The 1370-nt window shown below is 50.7% G+C and carries 1 protein-coding gene; it reads right to left on the bottom strand.

Annotated elements, in window-relative coordinates; translation table 11 throughout:
- Nucleotides 1–263: 263 nt before the first annotated feature.
- Nucleotides 264–1286, bottom strand: a complete 1023-nt coding sequence (locus QMN93_RS25870) for an IS110 family transposase (protein WP_001567660.1) — start codon at nt 1284–1286, stop codon at nt 264–266.
- Between the last annotated feature and the right edge of the window lie 84 nt (nt 1287–1370).

Below are 1370 nucleotides of genomic sequence, written 5' to 3'. Positions count from 1 at the left end.
ACTATAAGGGCTTCCCCGGCATGTCAACGCCGGTGTTTACGGTTTCTGTCTGCACTATAGTAAAAAAATAAAGGGGAGAGACTGCGGTACTATAAACGGTCATGATGAATCGTCATCGATTCGGACCCTGATGAAAGACGCTCGTGAGGCTCTAGTTCGTTAGTCGGGTACACTTGCCCTGTACAATAAGCAGATATACCTCACGGGGTCTAACCCTTTATCATCAACGAGTTGCAGAACAGATGGTCATACAGCTTTGTACTTTAGCTGGCTGAGTACAACCTGAAATCATCACCGTAATGCAATGATGCCCAGCACAGTCTTGCATTTTTGGCAGCGATGGCAACAACAGCGCGCCAGTATCCTCTGCGTTCGACCAGTGAGCAGACCCAACGACTGAATAAATCAGTCCTTTTCTCCGCCCCGATCAGTACCGAGCGGGCACCCTGAACCAGAAGTGTTCTCAGATACGAATCGCCAGCTTTCGTTATCCTGCCAAGCTTCGACTTTCCGCCGCTGCTGTACTGCGATGGTGTCAGTCCCAGCCAGGCTGCCAGCTGGCGCCCATTCTTAAAATCATGTGCATTACCGATACTGGCGACCAGCGCACAGGCCGTTGTGGGGCCAACGCCCTTCAATTCCATCAGCCGCTGACTGCGATGATCTGTTTTGGCCATGCGGGACAAAATTCGGTCATATTCAGCGATGTTATCTTCAATGCGAGCAACGTGCTCCAGCAAATCATCAACACATTGCTGAACCTGAAGTGGTAAAGAATTCTTCTGCTCAAAAACTATGTGGCGCAGGGCATCTGTACTTTGTGGGGCGATAACGCCGAATTCAGATATCAACCCCCGGAGACGATTATATGTTGCTGTTTTCTCTTCGATAAAACCCTGTCGGGTACGATGCAGACACTGCATTGCCTGCTGGCTCTCATCCTTAACCGGCACAAACCGCATATGTGGGCGACGAACCGCCTCGCAGATAGCCTGAGCATCAGCTGCATCATTTTTCCCTGATTTACCAGCCATGCGGTAAGGCGATACAAATTTAGCGGCCATCAGACGCGGCTCATGACCATACTGCCGAAACAGTCTTGCCCAGTAATGAGCCCCGGAGCACGCCTCCATCCCGATAACACAGGGCGGCAAACCAGCAATCAGCCCGGGAAGAGCTGCGCGGGTTACTCTGGATTTAACCAGAACGGTTTTGCCATTCTGGTCAACGCAATGAACAGCGAACACATTTTTAGCAAGATCGATACCGACAGTAGTAATGGTCATAACGAATCCCTCCGGGGTTGTGTTTACCCCATGATTGCACAAGAGTTAATCAGGCGCATAATCAGGGGAAGTCCCTTCCATTCG

It is taken from the genome of Enterobacter sp. R-1.6.2 (assembly GCF_035064085.1).
In the GTDB taxonomy this organism is placed as follows: domain Bacteria; phylum Pseudomonadota; class Gammaproteobacteria; order Enterobacterales; family Enterobacteriaceae; genus Enterobacter; species Enterobacter asburiae_B.
The sequence above is the reverse complement of the archived record's forward strand: the minus strand, read 5'-3'. Positions and strand labels throughout refer to the sequence as shown.